The 14,994-nt window shown below is 42.7% G+C and carries 10 protein-coding genes and 1 pseudogene; 8 read left to right on the top strand and 3 right to left on the bottom strand.

Annotated features, from left to right (window positions below):
- The first annotated feature begins 327 nt into the window (after window positions 1-327).
- The 4 genes from F6K52_RS01505 (at window position 328) to F6K52_RS01490 (ending at window position 8,524) form a co-directional block, all read left to right on the top strand.
- Window positions 328-3,024 (top strand): CHAT domain-containing protein, encoded by a 2,697-nt coding sequence (locus F6K52_RS01505; protein ID WP_293072972.1) that lies wholly within the window; start codon window positions 328-330, stop codon window positions 3,022-3,024.
- 229 nt (window positions 3,025-3,253) lie between these two features.
- Window positions 3,254-3,973, top strand: a complete 720-nt coding sequence (locus F6K52_RS01500; RefSeq protein WP_293072969.1) for a DUF928 domain-containing protein — start codon at window positions 3,254-3,256, stop codon at window positions 3,971-3,973.
- A 527-nt stretch (window positions 3,974-4,500) separates the two neighbouring features.
- A complete protein-coding gene (locus F6K52_RS01495) occupies window positions 4,501-7,233 on the top strand; it encodes a CHASE2 domain-containing protein (RefSeq protein WP_293072966.1) in 2,733 nt (910 codons plus the stop codon).
- Between the two features lie 4 nt (window positions 7,234-7,237).
- Window positions 7,238-8,524, top strand: a complete 1,287-nt coding sequence (locus tag F6K52_RS01490; RefSeq protein WP_293072964.1) for a hybrid sensor histidine kinase/response regulator — start codon at window positions 7,238-7,240, stop codon at window positions 8,522-8,524.
- Here the strand turns inward: F6K52_RS01490 and F6K52_RS01485 are convergent.
- Window positions 8,466-9,578: an FHA domain-containing protein gene (locus F6K52_RS01485; RefSeq protein WP_293072962.1), complete on the bottom strand. Its 1,113-nt coding sequence runs from the start codon at window positions 9,576-9,578 to the stop codon at window positions 8,466-8,468. The two genes, F6K52_RS01490 and F6K52_RS01485, sit on opposite strands and share 59 nt — an antisense overlap.
- 187 nt (window positions 9,579-9,765) lie before the next feature.
- On the opposite strand from F6K52_RS01485, the gene F6K52_RS01480 reads away from it, so the two are divergent.
- Complete coding sequence (locus F6K52_RS01480; RefSeq protein ID WP_293072959.1) at window positions 9,766-9,915, top strand: hypothetical protein; 150 nt, start codon at window positions 9,766-9,768, stop codon at window positions 9,913-9,915.
- A 592-nt stretch (window positions 9,916-10,507) separates the two neighbouring features.
- Here F6K52_RS01480 and F6K52_RS01475 read toward each other — a convergent pair.
- Window positions 10,508-12,211, bottom strand: a complete 1,704-nt coding sequence (locus tag F6K52_RS01475) for a SulP family inorganic anion transporter (protein ID WP_293072956.1) — start codon at window positions 12,209-12,211, stop codon at window positions 10,508-10,510.
- 1,151 nt (window positions 12,212-13,362) lie between these two features.
- On the opposite strand from F6K52_RS01475, the gene F6K52_RS01470 reads away from it, so the two are divergent.
- Window positions 13,363-13,575 carry a hypothetical protein gene (locus F6K52_RS01470; RefSeq protein WP_293072953.1) on the top strand — a complete coding sequence of 71 codons (213 nt, stop codon included), beginning with the start codon at window positions 13,363-13,365 and terminating at the stop codon, window positions 13,573-13,575.
- Between the two features lie 146 nt (window positions 13,576-13,721).
- Complete coding sequence (locus F6K52_RS01465) at window positions 13,722-13,886, top strand: hypothetical protein (protein ID WP_293072950.1); 165 nt, start codon at window positions 13,722-13,724, stop codon at window positions 13,884-13,886.
- A gap of 74 nt (window positions 13,887-13,960) precedes the next feature.
- Here F6K52_RS01465 and F6K52_RS01460 read toward each other — a convergent pair whose 3' ends face one another.
- A complete protein-coding gene (locus F6K52_RS01460) occupies window positions 13,961-14,218 on the bottom strand; it encodes a type II toxin-antitoxin system ParD family antitoxin (RefSeq protein ID WP_293072948.1) in 258 nt (85 codons plus the stop codon).
- A gap of 352 nt (window positions 14,219-14,570) precedes the next feature.
- Here F6K52_RS01460 and F6K52_RS01455 point away from each other — a divergent pair.
- Window positions 14,571-14,994, top strand: a pseudogene (locus tag F6K52_RS01455) (hypothetical protein); the annotation flags it as partial.

Raw genomic sequence — 14,994 nt, 5'->3', positions numbered from 1 at the left:
TATATCTGTATATTATCACAAAAGCTGTTAATCAAGCATCCATAGCCATACCTGATCAGGGTTGAATACCCCTGCTAACCCAACTGGTAATAGGTAATGGGTAATCGAACCCAATTTTTAAGCAGTTTGTTGGTTGACGCTCTTGCCTAGAAAAGTGGGAACTATAGAACTAATCGCGATTAAATCCCATGTTGGCGAAGACTATGTTCCGGTCATTGCTAATAGTCAGATTATTATAAATAACTAATTATAAATAACTAATTAATAACTAAGATGACAGAAATTTATGCGAGCCCAAGAACATTTGCTGGTGGTTATTGGACATAGATGATGAGCAAGCTAGGTAAGCTTCCCAAATCTATTCACTCTACTATCTGGTTAGGATTACTAACCTTTTTGATAGTGACTATGGTAGTTCCTGCTGTAGCCCATCTTGATGATTCGGTACTGGGGAGTAGAGCAAAGGTCGGTGGAAATCAGCAACTCGTTAGTACTATTTCTAATCGCCAAACCCTTGTGCTAGAACCCGCTGACCATGGTTCAGAGTTGCTAGAGCAAGGCAAAACTCTCTATGAAGCCCAACGATTTGCTGAGGCGGCTGCTGTCTGGCAACAGGCAGCTGTTGGTTTTGAGCAACAAGGTGATCAAGTGGGACAAGCTTTGAGCTTGAGCTATCTGTCCTTAGCTGACCAACGATTGGGAAAATGGGAGCAAGCCCAGAGTGCTATTGACAGAAGTTTGAAGATTTTGCAGGCTCCACAACTTAGGGAAGAAGGGTCGATTTTGGCTCAAGCGCTGACTATTCAGGGAAGTCTCAGAAATGCTATGGGACAAACGGAATCTGCCCTGGAAAGTTGGCAAAACTCAGAAGCTACCTATCAATCTGTAGGGGATGAGGTTGGCATCTTGGGTAGCCAGATTAATCAGGCTCAAGCCCTAAAAACGATGGGCTTCTACAGGCGATCGCGAAAACTTTTAGAAGCTGTCAATGAAAAGCTCCAAGCTCAAGATGATTCCCTGCTTAAAGTCAAGGGATTGCGGAGTTTGGGAGTGGCTTTGCAAGTAGTGGGAGATGTACACGCATCCAGGGAAGTTTTAGAGCAAAGTTTGGCAATAGCCCAGAAGTTAGATTCTCCCAGCGATACCAGTGACATTATTTTCAGCTTGGGAAATACTTCCAGGAACTTAAAAGAGCCGGAAACCGCCTTGAATTATTACCAACAAGTGGTAATAAAAGCAACTAGCCCACAAATTAAAACTGAAGCCCAACTCAACCAACTCAGCCTTTATCTAGAACTAGACCAGCACAAGAAAGCGATCGCACTATTGCCTGCCATTGAATCTAATCTAGCTCAGCAGCCCCCCAGTCGAACCACAGTCTACGCTGCGGTCAACTTTGCTGAGAGCTTGTCAAAGTTGGCAGCTGCTTCCCCTAGACAGCCACAAGGGGTGCCTATACCCATCCAAAAAGGCGCAAAAATTCTGGCACGAGCAGTGCAACAAGCTATGGAATTGGGGGATCCAAAAGCTCAAGCTTATGCGATGACTCAGTTAGGTTCATTGTATGAACAAACCCAGCAGTGGTCCGAGGCTTTGAGGTTAACAGAGAATGCTCTACAGATTGCCCAAGGTAATAATGCTTCAGATATTGCCGCTCGTGCCGCTTGGCAACTGGGGAGGCTGCACAAACAGCAGGGGGATATCAACGAAGCGATCGCAGCTTACGATTCAGCGGTCAAAACTCTCCAGTCACTTCGCTCAGACTTAGTCGCTATCAATCGAGATGTCCAATTTTCTTTCACTGAAACTGTTGAACCGATCTATCGAGAGCTAGTCGAATTACTACTGCAACCCTCTGTCACCACCCCTGAGGCAGGAGGGGTATCCCAGGCAAAAGGGTTAGGGGAAATTAGTCAAGACCACCTGAAAAAGGCGATGGAAGTTATTGAATCGCTGCAATTAGCTGAATTAGAAAACTTTTTCCAGGAAGCCTGTTTAAAAGGTCAACCGAGGCAGATCGACCAGATTGACCAGAAAGCGGCAGTTATTTATCCTATTATCTTGCCAGAACGGTTAGAGGTGATCGTTTCTGTACCAGGACAACCGCTCCGTCACTACCAAACTTATATACCTCAAGCAGAGCTGAAGCAGTTTCTCCGACGGATGCGACAATCCCTGAATAGAGCTTTTTCTGAGCCAGCACGTCTCAAGCTCTATCAGCAAGCTTATGATCTGCTGATTAAACCTGCAGAATCTGAGTTAGAAGACCACGGCATAACCACTCTAGTATTTGTACTAGATGGTTATTTGCGGAATTTACCCATGTCCGCTCTGTATGATGGTCAACAGTATCTTATCGAGAAATATAGCATAGCTCTAAGTCCAGGATTGCAGCTTTTAGATCCACGTTCCCTTGAATCGAAACAGATCCAAGCTATAACTGCTGGGCTGAGTGAAGGTCGCCAAGGTTTTAAGCCTTTGCCAGCAGTAAAGCGAGAATTAGACCAGATTTCGTCAAAAATTTCCACAACAGTGCTTTTGAATCAGGAGTTTACTGATACCAACCTCCAAAACGCTGTTGATGCACAACCTTTCCCAGTATTGCATCTGGCAACCCACGGTCAGTTTAGTAGTACTGCCGATGAGACGTTTGTTTTAGCCTGGAACGATCGAATTAATGTCCGGCAATTTAATTCACTACTGCGCTCAAGAGAAAGACAAGACACTAATCCCATTGAATTATTGGTACTCAGTGCTTGCCAAACTGCTAGAGGAGATAATCGTGCCGTCTTGGGGTTAGCTGGAGTAGCAGTACGTTCGGGAGCACGCAGTACCTTAGCTACCCTATGGGCAGTAAGGGATGAATCGACTGCTCAGCTAATGGCTGAATTTTACAAGTATCTGGCTCAACCAGGTGTAACTAAAGCTGAAGCGTTGCGCCGTGCTCAGTTAGCGCTATTGAAAGGGGAATACAACCATCCTGTCTACTGGGCTCCCTTTGTGTTAGTGGGAAATTGGTTGTAATTGCTCTATCTCTAATCGAAGAACTTTTCAAACACATTATTAGAGGACAATTGGGCATAAAACATACTAGAAATAAAACATAAAACAAACATGAACGCAAACATTAGGCGTTTATATTGAAATTTCTAGCAACCCTCAAAAAAAAAATTAGAAAGCGGCAAATCATCTGCTTTGCTTTCTGTGCCCAAAATAATCATAAAGAAAGTCCTGCAGCAATAGGAAATATTTTATGAAATCAAACAAATTAACCGTGAGATTACCACTTTGTTTTACTTTACTATTCCTAGGAATGACTCTAATCCACAGTTTGCCAAGTCAGGCGGTGATGTTCCAAAATGGGAAGAATCCAGCACCAAAGACGGGAAGGGGTGGAGCTTCCCGGGGTGAAGATATTTGTTTCTCTGATGCTAAAACCACCACTTCATCAGTCACACCGCTGATGCCAGCTACTAATGTGGGCTTAACGGTGGCAGAACGTCCAACTTTGCTGGTATATGTTCCTCAGACTTCAGCTAAAGAAGCTTTTTTAAGTTTCGAGGATGAACAGCGAAACCATCATTACCAGAGCTTTATACGTCTGCCTAATCAGCCAGGTGTAATGGCGGTTGAATTACCACCTCAGGCTCCACCACTAAAGGTCGGTAAGAATTACCAGTGGTCTTTGGTGATGATTTGTGGGGAGTATTTAGAACCAGATAGTCCTGAGGTAACTGGATGGGTTCGTCGAGTTGAAGCCAATTCTACCTTGATGAATCAGAAAACATTAAAAGCCTCACTGAAAAAAGCCTCATTGTTGGCTGAATCAGGGATTTGGGTCGATACTGTCTCTACCCTCGCTGATTTAAGGCGAGCTGAACCAAAAAATTCAGTCTATCTCTCCCATTGGGAAGAACTGTTACAATCACAAGGACTAACTGCGATCGCTAACCAGCCGTTGCTCAATAAATAAACTATAAATATCTGAACATCATACCATCAACTATTATCCTGCAATCCTTATAAAGCAAGGATTTAACCCTATGTGGCTCAAGGGGTTAGTTAGCAGCTGATTTGTGATAAATCCAAAAAATATCCCATCTTAAACCCCTGGTTTTCAACCAGGGGTTTAAGATCGGGCTTAAAACAACTTACGGAATTGATTCCGTCCTATCCTGTCAATAGCTGAACTAAGAAATTCAATCAAGTATAGTTAAGTTAGTTAGCAATTACCGATTACCAATTAGCCTCAATCATTCCACAATTGGGCAAGGTCAATTTTTATCCCTTTTTTGCTTTTTTTGTCAAGACTGTTACTTAGTCAGGATTTACTGGGAATTCTGTAGGTAAGTTATCGACGGGTTAGTGACTCACCACAAAAGCAGTTCTACCGGTCGATGCTATTCCTGGAATCCTGCCAACCAATAGAAGCGCCTATAGGCTTCTGAACAAGGTTGGTAGAGAACACACCTGACCTAGATTAGAGATTGACTAAGGGGAATGTGGCTTCACTTTAAAGAGCGTTTGAAGCAATGGCGCTTTGTACTGATAATAGCTCCCGTTGTGGCTGGACTGGTCACTGTTTTGGATACGGCAGGATGGTTCCAGCTACTGGAGTGGGCTACCCTGGATCAATTTTTTCGCCTGCGTCCGGTTGAAGATATTGATAATCGGATTGTGATTATCACCATAGATGAATCGGATCTGACTCAACTTGGAAGATGGCCGATTTCTGATGCTGTTTTAGCTGAGTTAATCAAAAAAATTAAAGCACACCGGCCTCAAGCTATTGGTCTGGATATTTATCGCGATTTTGCAGTGGAACCTGGTTATCAGGAGTTGCTTGAGGTGATGAAGTCCACACCAAACTTGATTGGAGTGAAGTCCGTGCTGAAGGATAAAACAGTTGCACCACCTCAGACCTTAGCACAACGAGATCAAGTTGCTCTAGCAGATTTGGTGCTAGATGGGGATGGTAAAGTAAGGCGAAGCTTGATATCAGCAGCAGATCAATCCGGTCAGGATATACCTACCTTAGGGGTTAGATTGAGCTTAATGTATCTTCAAGCCAAAGGGATCAATCTTAAAAAAATCGATGGGAGGCGCGAGTCTTACCAATTAGGTCAAGCAACATTTTTCAATCTAACCCAGAAAAATGCTGTTTATCAAGGTGCAGATCTTGGAGGCTACCAAATATTGTTGAATTACCGTGGCACCCAGGAGCGCTTCAATACAGTTTCAATCAGTGATGTTCTGAGCAATAGAATTTCGCCGGAGCAGTTGTACAATCGCATTGTTTTGATTGGTATGACCGCACCGAGCCTTAACGACATTTTTCCGACTCCCTATGATAGCAGTGTGAGCTCTACCGTTCAGGAAATGCCTGGTGTCGTTATTCATGCCAATATCGCCAGCCAGATGTTGAGTTCAGCACTTGATGGACGAGTGTTGCTGCGAGTATGGTCTGTTAACGCACAGGGGCTGTGGATTTTTTGCTGTTCGTTGATCGGAGCTGTAGGAAGTTGGATATTACCAGAGACTAATTGGTTAAGAAAACATCTCCTGAGCAAATTAATTCTGAGTATTTTTATCACAGGCGGCATGATTGTCGGTGGTAGCTATTTAGTCTTTATAACAGGTTGGTGGATTCCTGTAATTTCCCCATTAATGGCTCTAGGTTTATCGGCAATTTTAGGAACTAATACCCAAAATCAATTGCAATTGAAACAAGCTAACCAGCAATTGCAAGATTATTCTCGCACTTTGGAGGTCAAAGTTAAAGAGCGCACCCAAGAATTAGAAAAAGCCAAAGTAGCTGCTGATGTGGCTAACCAGGCAAAAAGCGAATTTTTGGCTAACATGAGCCATGAACTTCGCACTCCCCTCAATGGCATTTTGGGGTATGCTCAAATCCTCAAACGCTCCTCGAATATAAGTAAATCAGACCTGGATGGCATCGGTATTATTCACCAGTGTGGCTCTCATTTGCTTACTTTAATCAATGATATTTTAGACCTATCGAAAATTGAAGCTCGGAAACTAGATCTGCACCAAAGTGATATTCATTTTACTTCCTTCTTGATGGGCGTAGTAGAAATTTGTCGGATTCGTGCCCAGGAAAAAAGTATATCGTTTATTTACCATGCCGATCCTCAGCTTCCAGTGGCAATTTATGGGGATGAAAAACGCCTGCGGCAAGTTTTAATTAATTTACTGGGTAATGCGATTAAATTTACCGATACTGGAAGTGTGACCTTTCAAGTAAGTTTAATCGGTTCATCCTTGAATGGTGACCGTTCCCAAACAATCAGATTTAAAATTGAAGATACTGGTGTAGGGATGACTCCAGAACAGTTGAAAAAGATTTTTTTGCCGTTTGAGCAGGTAGGAGATACTAAAAAACAGTCAGAAGGCACTGGCTTGGGTTTGGCAATTAGTATGAAACTTATCTCCCTCATGGGGAGTGAAATAAAAGTGGATAGTACCTTAGGTGAGGGAAGTAAGTTTTGGCTAGATTTGGAACTAGCAACTGCTACGGAATCCCTGGAGCAAGAAACAGTCGTAGACAGCAGCAATATTATTGGCATTAAAGGTAAACCTCCAACCATCTTAATAGTGGATGATCATCTCAACAATCGCTCTTTACTTATTAACCTACTAGAGTCGATTGGATTTCGTTGCTTTGAAGCAAGTAATGGTAAAGAAGGTTATCACCAAGCAACAGAAATTAAGCCCGATTTAATTTTGACAGACATTGTGATGCCAATTATGGATGGATTGGAAATGATCAATGCTATTAGAAAATCACAGCAACTGCCAAATGTAGTGATTATGGTTGTATCTGCTAGTGCCTTTGAAACTGACATAGAAAACAGTATAAAGGCTGGAGCTGATGCATTTTTATCTAAGCCAATTAACATGGATTATCTTTTTAATCAGTTACAAAAATATTTAAAAATTGATTGGCTTTATGAAGCAAATAATCATCTAGAAAGTATAAATACAGAAAATTCACCACTGGAGACAGATGAAATTTTACCTCCACCAGCTGAGGTGATTGAAAAGCTATTTGAATTGGCAAAAAGAGGCAATATTCATGGCATAGAGAACACCGTGCTTGAACTGGAACAGAGAGATAAAAAATTTGGGCCTTTTGCCAATGAGTTAAGGCAATTAGCAACTAGCTTTCAGGTTAAGCAAATTCGGGAATTTATCAAATCCTTCAGGGGGTAAATCCATGACTATCAATAAAGTTGAGCAAGCCACTATCTTGATCGTTGATGACAATCCCACGAATCTGAAAGTGTTGTCAGAAGCGATCGCCAATTCGGGATGGGAAATCTTGGTAGCAACTGATGGTGAAACGGCTATCGATCAGAGCGAATATGCAACACCAGATCTGATTTTGTTAGATGTCATGATGCCAGGAATGGATGGTTTTGAAACCTGCCGCCGACTGAAATCTAATCCGGCAACTAATGAAATCCCAGTGATTTTTATGACTGCTCTGAATGACACGGTTGATAAGATCAAAGGTTTGTCCCTGGGGGCTGTAGATTACATCACCAAGCCGTTTCAGACTGAAGAAGTGTTAGCCCGTCTCAAGGTGCATTTACAACTGCATTTCCTGACCAAACAACTAGAAGACCAAAATCTATACTTAGAGGAACGGGTAGCGGAACGCACTGCTGATCTACAACAGGCAAACCAGCAACTGCGAGAATTAGAAGCTCAGCTACGCAAAGCTCTAGCCCAAGAACAAGAATTCAATCATCTTAAATCTCGGATGATCATAGCCATTTCCCATGAGTACCGCACGCCTTTGACCAGCATTCTCTCTAGTTCTGAACTGCTAGAAGCTTACTGCCATAGATGGGATAAATCTAAGCAAAGCCAACATTTTCAACGGATCCGAGAAGCTGTTCAACGGATAACGGACTTAATGGGTAATGTGATGTTCTTGAATAAGGCAGAATTTGAACAACTGGAGTTTCAGCCTACTCCTTTGGATTTAGGGGTATTTGTGCGTGATTTAGTGGATGACATGCAACAGCACTATGGTGAGCAACATCGCCTGATGTTGAACATTGATCAAAACTGTGGGCGACCGTTGTTTGATTCTAAGCTGCTACTGCAAATCCTTACCCATCTGATTGATAATGCCATCAAGTATTCCCCTAATGGAGGCAAGGTTTTGATTAAGTTTGCTTGTCAAAATAACCAAGTTATTTTTGAGGTGAGTGATGATGGGATTGGCATTCCGAGGAAAGACCAACATAATCTGTTTAATGCTTTTCATCGAGGCTCAAATGTAGAAAATATTTCTGGTACTGGACTAGGGTTAGCCATTGTCAAAAAATGTGTCGATATCCATGGCGGGACAATTAGTCTAAACAGTGATATCAGTATTGGCACTACCTTTACAGTAATGCTGCCTCGTAGAGTATTAGATGCGGATCAACTGCTCAAGGTAACTGGAAAGTCCATTCCTGATTACCAATCTGGATCACATTTCCTGCACTGAGCGAAAAGGGTTGATGGGAGGTAAGCCGCTGTTGGTCCACAAAAGTACCATTGGAACTACCCACATCAATGATTTGATAGCGCACTTTGTCCTGAGGCTCTGGAATTTGCAGAATTTGGGCATGGTTGCGAGAACACATCGCATCTTCTAACACTAGGGTGTTCGTGGGTTCTCTGCCAATAGTGAAAGGATTAGCAGACAAAACAATGATGGCACCGGATGAACGGTTTACTAAACGCCCCTTGCTTGCTGGGGTAGGATTGGAAAAAAGTACGGTTGGGGCAAGTACTGGTTGATCGCGAATGGGCAGACTGGGTGTGGCGGCTGATTCCTCTGGAATTGTAGCCCTAGGTACTTCCTGATTGACAATGGAGTGTTTAGAGTTAGCTTCTCCACCAGGGAGGATATTGACTTGCTGGATTGGTGGTGGGGAGAGTTCTGGGCGACCAGCATTGGCAATCTGCATTTTTAGGACGGCTTCATGTTCTGCTTCCTGTCGAGCACTCATCCCTTCGACTTGACGAATTATCCCCCGTGTGTTGGGAAAGCTGATGTCACTGACTCGCACATCTTCGATGGAAAAGCCTACGGTATAGTAAACGTCTACATGGTCGAGAATGTATTGTCGGACTTCTACCCGTCCCTGATTGGTTAACTGTTCCATCCTTAGGTGACTAATTGCTACTCCTAAACTATCTTTAACGGCACTAGTTAAGGCAGCAATGGGGTCAGATATTTCTAGAGCAACTCGTTTGGCATCTACCACTTGATACATTACATTCAAAGAGACATTGACAAGATACTGATCGCGGGATAGAAAGTCTCCTTGAGAGGTAATGGGCAAGTGCCGGAGTTTGCTGTCTACTAAGAGCAGTTCACATTTTTCTAGCCAGGGTAGGGCGAAGCTGACATGACGCCCTGGCTTCCATACCCGCACACACCGACCATTTTTGACAAATAAAGCAATATAGCCTGCCCCTATAAAGTCCATGCTCCACCCTGCCCAACGCTCTGGGGTGAGGGTTTGAATGAGTGGGGGTGAGTTACCAGACATTAGATTTTGTTTAGAGGAGTGATGGGAGTAGTGCTTGTTTTAGCATTCCGCCGACAGGATGCTCCGATGGAATGCTGAGTGATCAATGGCGAGATGAATGTCGGATAGGGATTTACCGGAACCGGCTGAATCTATTATAACGGTTTGTACTTGAGTACAATACATCGGATTGTATATAAGAGGGAAGATGCCTTTACCCTGGCTTTTACATAAAATGCCTGCTAATTTACTAGCCAATATTAATGGTGGTTCAGAAAATGGGATTAAAGCTAATGGAGATAGACACAGTCTTATGGAAAAAATTGATGATATGATTTACAGCAAACCTATAATTTAAATTCTGGCAACATCGATTTCTATTGTGGTTCAAGAGGCGATATCAGTGAAGTTCGGTCAATTTCATCGACGAAAATGACAATTTTGTGCTCAACCAGAACTAACAGCACTTCCTCAATAAATAGACTCAGCTGAATGCTTACATTAGACTTTTTGCAAAAGTCAGTTTTTGCCATGTAGTTATAGCGTTTCTAGGACTCATGAGGTACACATAATTGTTTGACTATTGGCTTTTGCCTCTTCTCTATTACCTGCTCCCTGCTCCCTGCTCCCTGCTCCCTGCTCCCTAAAACCCAGAGATTTGTACCTCATGGGTATAATACTTGCTATATAGTACTTATCACCCTGTTGTTGGCTATTTATGCAAGACATCAATATTTGAATTTATTTTAAATAATTTTTATTTTTGTTAACTAAACAACTATCAAAAGTTATCAAAAAGTCAGAAGCGTTGAACGTTTTAAACATTCAACGCTTCTATGCTACACTGACTAGGGATTAAGTAACTAACGCAAATTCTTTCTCATTTGTAACGTTTGCTAATTGATTAATCAGGTTTGTTTAAGGAAAAGCTGAAAATACCTCAATAAAACTTATATCTCAGCTGATAAATCAAAATTAGCTTTTCCCTGACTTGGGGCATAATTTTGAGAGTTACTCACCATGGTACGAGACAACCGCAGTGCTTCTAAACGACTAACTTCTAGGTTTTGGGGTGGAATCTGCTGCCAGATATCCAAGCTTTGTAAGCGCTTTCTGGTTTTGCCTGTTGCCCCTACAATAAATACTTCACGACCTTTATCTAAGGCTTCTTGAATAGCATTTTCCAATGCTAGGGTAGCGGTAACACCTAAAATAGGTACATCACTGAAATCGAGAATCAGCACATCAAAACCTTCAATGGCATTGTGTTGACGGGAAATTGCCTTGGCAACCCCAAAAATCATCGGTCCACTGAGATGAAAGAGTACAATACGACCGTCACCTTGGTCCAATAGTACTTTTTCTTCCTGGGAAAGCTGAATTTCTTCATCGTCATAGGTAATCGCTTTAACACTGTCTGCTCTATGAGCACTAAGACGCTCAATGGTGAGGATATTGGCAATAAATACTCCTACTCCCACGGCCACAATCAAGTCAACAAAAACAGTGAGTAAAATCACCCCGTACATAATCAGGGATGCTTTCCAAGAAATTTTATGGGCACGCTTGAGGAAACCCCAGTCAATAATATCAATACCTACCTTGAGGGCGATACCAGCCAAAACAGCAAGGGGAATCGTTTTGGTGAGGGGAGCCGCCCAAAGCACAACTACTAGTAACGCTAAAGCACGGGCGATACCAGAAAGGGCACTCCTACCCCCGGCTTGGATATTAACCACAGTTCCCATGGTTGCGCCAGCCCCAGGAATACCGCCAAATAAACCGGATACTAAATTACCTAAACCCTGACCCATTAACTCTTTATTAGAATCATGTTCGGTGCGGGTTAAACTATCAGCCACCAGGGACGTTAGTAATGCATCAATGCAGCCCAGTGTAGCTAGCACCAAAGCATCAACCACCATTAACTGTAACTGTTCAGTGGTAAACACTGGTAGACGCAAACTAGGCAAACCAACAGAAATTTCTCCAATACGGCGAATATCTACCCCAGAGAAAAATACCAAAGACAAAACTGTTCCCAGAATTAAGGCTACCAACTGGGGTGGTAAGATGCGTTTCCATTTGCGGGGCATCAAAACAAGAATTGCTACCGTCAAAACCGCTAAAACAGTTTCAATCGGGTTGATGTTTCCTATCAGTGTGGGCAAACTAGTAACTGTGCCAACTACACCACCCTTAGGGCTACCTTGACCCAAGAAAGGAGCAGTTTGCAAAATAATTAGTATGATTCCAATACCCGACATAAAACCGGAAATGACCGTGTAGGGCATCAAGGTAATGTATTTGCCTAGGCGCAGAAAACCAAACAGAATTTGAAAAACTCCGGCTAACATGACCACGGTAAATGCCATAGCCAAGCCGTTTTCTGGATTAGCAGCGGTGAGGTTAGCAATTACCGCTGTCATCACCACGGTCATGGGGCCAGTGGGTTCAGAAATTAGGGTGGGAGTACCCCCAAATACCGCAGCAAAAAAGCCGATTAATACAGCACCCCACAAACCAGCTTCTGCCCCAGCACCGGAGGCGACACCGAAGGTAAGAGCCATGGGGAGGGCGATAACGGCGGCGGTTAGGCCACCAAAAATATCCCCCCTAATGTTACGAAAGTGAATTTGGTTAGTTAGTTGCATTGTTAAATTACATTTAGGTAATTGTTACATTACATGTAGGTAACTACTTTTTACTGTACTGCAAATACATCCATTAGATTTATTTAATGATCTTACTAAAATCATTTACTTAAGTCTATAGTCAAGGCACAACCCCCAGAAACATAAGCCTTTAACTTAATATTAATAATTTATTAATAAATCCATTAACTTTAAAAAAACTCATGGCAATTATCGATTTGCTTTATAGGCAGGCGAGATAGGGAGATGGGGAGATGGGGAGATAGGGAGATGGGGAGATGGGGAGATGGGGAGATGGGGAGATGGGGAGATGGGGAGATGGGGATAGAGATGTAGGGTGGGCAGTGGATACCAACAGGATTGTAAGGTTTTGAATTGGTATTAGGCACTGCCCACCAGATCAGTATATGTAGACCAGATGTAGGGTGGGCAGTGGATACCAACAGGATTGTAAGGTTTTGAATTGGTATTAGGCACTGCCCACCAGATCAGATGTAGGGTGGGCAGTGCGAACCAACAAGATTGTGAGGTTTTGAATTGGTATTAGGCACTGCCCACCAGACCAGTAATTTTATTAAAAATATAGATGTAGGGTGGGCAGTGCGAACCAACAAGATTGTGAGGTTTTGAATTGGTATTAGGCACTGCCCACCAGATCAGTATATGTAGATGTAGGGTGGGCAGTGCAAACCAACAGGATTGTGAGGTTTTGAATTGGTATTAGCACTGCCCACCAGACCAGTAATTTTATTAAAAATATAGATAACTACTTAATTTGATCTCGGTGGTCATTGTTTAAAACCGATTACAAACTAATTTTATTGGTATGAAACACTGCCCACCCTACGATTAATATAGTTGAGTTGATGTCGGTGGTCAGTGTTTAAAACCGATTACAAGCTGATTTTATTGGTATGAAACACTGCCCACCCTACGATTAATATAGTTTTGATGTCGGTGGGCAGTGTTTAAAACCGATTACAAGCTGATTTTATTGGTATGAAACACTGCCCACCCTACGATTAATTTTATTACTATTCCCGATTCCCCATTCCCGATTTCCTAATAAAAAAAAATTTCTAAAACCCCTTGACAATATATTAATTTATTAATATATTAATAATGTAAACAAACTCAACAGATAATTTCAGATGAGTAACAATTTTCCTCCTTCCGACAACCAAGGTGCCTTACCCAAGAAAGCCAAGCTCCTTTTGATCGGTTCTCCTGAAAAGGTTCGCAAAACAATTAATGCCATTTATTCCCTTAAGTATGCGCAGCCGGACGAGTGGAGCACTCCGGAGCCCACCGGAAAGCCTGGTGAGGTTATGACCTTTTTGATTCGATACTTTTACGTAGATTAAGATAGGAGTTTGCCAGGGTTGCCCCCTGGCAAATCAAGAATGGTGAAGGATGTTTGGTGAAGGAGGGTGAAGCAGCATGAAGCAAAATGAGTTGGGATGTTATTGCTTTTCAGCAGTTGCTGACTAACTCGGAAATCATGCCATAATTGAGATCTGAAATTATCGATTTTGAGCTGTACTTGTGGAAGGTTAAAGTACAGATTCGGTCAAGGATTGGGGTTAACCCAAACTTGACCGATTTTTTTTTAGGGAGTCGGGAGTCGGGAGATAGGGAGATGGGGAGATGGGGAGATGGGGAGATGGGGAGATAGGGAGATAGGGAGTAGGGAAAAAATATTGTGTACCTAATTAATATGAGAAACGCTGTAATTATCCGATGCATCAGTTATTTCCCAGATTGGTCAAACCGCTGTCTGATATTGGCACGAATATCTTCCCAATCCTCAGCTGTCATTGGTGTTGGCTCTCCGCTACTTAGTCCTTTGAGAATTTCCATTTCTAGGGCGTATCTAGTTTTCTGCTTTTGGTCAGCTCGAATTAACTCTCGAATGTACTCGCTAGTGCTGCTATAACCCCCTAAGGCTACCTGAGCTTGAATAAACTCTTTCATCTCCGAGGGCAGGGCAATGTTCATTGTGTCCATTGGGATACTTAGTTCCTTAGTGCTTGTTTATAGCTAGATTGTCAAGAATTGCCAATGAATTGTCAATCTAGAGACTGCCCCGACACTCAACCCAATTGCAAGGCCGATGTTAGCGGTTGTTACTACTTAGCCTGCGCCCTACAATAAAAAGCGAGAAAAAAAAATGTGAGCCAGCTGCAATTCCCTCTAGATCAGATAAGGGGATATTTTATGGTTTCCAGAATAGTAATGCTCAATGAATTGTGATAATTTTTGTTCCCTACTCCCTGCTCCCTACTCCCTGCTCCCTTTTTCCATCAATCCTATGTTTACAACTCAAATATAAACCCTATATCTTTTACCCACAAAGTAAATGACTACTCCTCCCTTAGATGAGGCGCTCAAGAGTTACGAAATAGCCCTTGATAACCTGGAACATTCAGCATCACCGATGTCTGAAGAGCAAATTATCGCGGTTTTAAATGCTAGGGATTTTGTTCACGCTGCTGGTCAGACAAACCTTCACTATTCTTATCACCAACAAAAAACCCTTGTTGCCTTGGATGTGCGCCTCAAACAACAAGCTTGGCAGATCAGCAAAGTTATTGATTTTGCAAGCTGGCGAACTAGTTTGGAACCCCCAGACACAGCTTGGTGGTGGCATTTAGAAACAGAAGCGGAGCTTGCCCGCTGGCAATGGTGGGATTGGTTATGGCGAGGATTGAGCATTGCTGGCTGGACGGCGAATCTTGGCTTGTTAATCGACCTTCTGCCTCGTTTTCTGATAGCAGGCACTG

Source organism: Moorena sp. SIO3H5 (assembly GCF_010692395.1).
Taxonomy (GTDB): Bacteria; Cyanobacteriota; Cyanobacteriia; order Cyanobacteriales; family Coleofasciculaceae; genus Moorena.
Note: the sequence above shows the minus strand (reverse complement) of the source record. Positions and strands in the feature narration are given on the sequence as shown.

Excerpts from the sequence above, each read along its gene's own strand:
- F6K52_RS01505 (WP_293072972.1), top strand. The coding sequence starts at position 328 with ATGATGAGCAAGCTAGGTAAGCTTCCCAAATCTATTCACTCTACTATC.
- F6K52_RS01500 (WP_293072969.1), top strand. The coding sequence starts at position 3,254 with ATGAAATCAAACAAATTAACCGTGAGATTACCACTTTGTTTTACTTTA.
- F6K52_RS01495 (WP_293072966.1), top strand. The coding sequence starts at position 4,501 with ATGTGGCTTCACTTTAAAGAGCGTTTGAAGCAATGGCGCTTTGTACTG.
- F6K52_RS01490 (WP_293072964.1), top strand. The coding sequence starts at position 7,238 with ATGACTATCAATAAAGTTGAGCAAGCCACTATCTTGATCGTTGATGAC.
- F6K52_RS01485 (WP_293072962.1), bottom strand. The coding sequence starts at position 9,578 with ATGTCTGGTAACTCACCCCCACTCATTCAAACCCTCACCCCAGAGCGT.
- F6K52_RS01480 (WP_293072959.1), top strand. The coding sequence starts at position 9,766 with ATGCCTTTACCCTGGCTTTTACATAAAATGCCTGCTAATTTACTAGCC.
- F6K52_RS01475 (WP_293072956.1), bottom strand. The coding sequence starts at position 12,211 with ATGCAACTAACTAACCAAATTCACTTTCGTAACATTAGGGGGGATATT.
- F6K52_RS01470 (WP_293072953.1), top strand. The coding sequence starts at position 13,363 with ATGAGTAACAATTTTCCTCCTTCCGACAACCAAGGTGCCTTACCCAAG.
- F6K52_RS01460 (WP_293072948.1), bottom strand. The coding sequence starts at position 14,218 with ATGGACACAATGAACATTGCCCTGCCCTCGGAGATGAAAGAGTTTATT.